The 613-nt window shown below is 69.2% G+C and carries 2 protein-coding genes; both read left to right on the forward strand.

Annotated features, from left to right (window positions below):
• Window positions 1–394 (forward strand): hypothetical protein (locus RHBS_RS28430; protein WP_236745434.1); only part of this gene is annotated, 394 nt, incomplete at its 5' end.
• A partial coding sequence (locus RHBS_RS28435; protein ID WP_236745435.1) for a hypothetical protein occupies window positions 384–613 on the forward strand: 230 nt, incomplete at its 3' end. The genes RHBS_RS28430 and RHBS_RS28435, both read left to right, overlap by 11 nt.

Genomic DNA, 613 nt, shown 5'->3' on the forward strand with positions numbered 1-613 from the left:
GACGGAGCCCGCCGCGACCTCCACTGCGACCGCACCAGTGCGCAGCGCGACAGAGGTCGGCTGCGTCGACGCGGACCCGAGCATCATCGATGCGATCACCACCGGCATCACCGAAGGCCGCGTGCTGCGCGACATCGCAGCTGTGACCACCACGGTCGACAATGTCGAGCGAGACTATGTGTCGGCGAACGTGTTCCGCGCGGACGGTCAGCGATCGGTGTCGGCGGCGGTGTGGTTCTCGCCCGGTGCCGGTGTGTACAACCTCTCCGGCAACTCCCGCGATGTCACTCCGAATTTCGAGTTCGCCCGAGGCGAATTCGGCGGCGTCAACGCAGGGGACCAGTTCGGGCAGCAAGCCCAGGACTGCGTGTCGGCGCTCGCGCGTGGCCGGTAGCGGCGCGATGGCCGACACCGAGCGCGAGCACCACATCGAACTGGCCTTCGCCGACGGCACCGCTGCGCGATGGTCCGTCGCATTCGACGAGCTGAAGCGTGCCGCAGACCTCATCGAAGCCGAACTCGACGCCCCCCGGCATGGCGTCGACGGCCGACGCGCCGCGGCCACGAGCCGACGCGGACGCGGGCTACGTCGAACTCACACGAGCCGACCGGA

The sequence above is a fragment of the Rhodococcus sp. BS-15 genome (assembly GCF_000813105.1).
Classification (GTDB): Bacteria; Actinomycetota; Actinomycetes; order Mycobacteriales; family Mycobacteriaceae; genus Rhodococcoides.